Annotated in this window: 1 protein-coding gene; it reads right to left on the reverse strand. The window is 47.5% G+C overall.

Features of this window, described 5'->3' with window-relative positions; all coding sequences use genetic code 11:
- On the reverse strand, window positions 1–217 hold a 217-nt coding region (locus KMS84_RS40330), incomplete at its 3' end, for a DEAD/DEAH box helicase (RefSeq protein ID WP_256921623.1).
- Window positions 218–259: the final 42 nt, after the last annotated feature.

A 259-nucleotide genomic window follows, 5' to 3' on the forward strand; every position in this document is an offset into this window, starting at 1 on the left:
CGTCAATGATGATGAGACGAACTAAGTTAGTGTAGCTCGTATAGGAACTCTTTCTCGTGATAACGTCCCATTTCTCTGGGGTCGTCACAATGACCTGCGTCTCTGTGATTTGTTGCTTCGTCAAATTACTGTCACCAGTGAGTTCGCTGACTTTGACGCCGAAAGGTTCAAGACGCTTCGAGAAGTTGCCAACCATTTCCTGTACGAGAGCCTTCATCGGGGCAACGTAGACAATCTTGAGCTGCTCCAAGTCAAACGT

It is taken from the genome of Streptomyces hilarionis (genome assembly GCF_024539675.1).
Taxonomy (GTDB): Bacteria; Actinomycetota; Actinomycetes; order Streptomycetales; family Streptomycetaceae; genus Streptomyces; species Streptomyces hilarionis.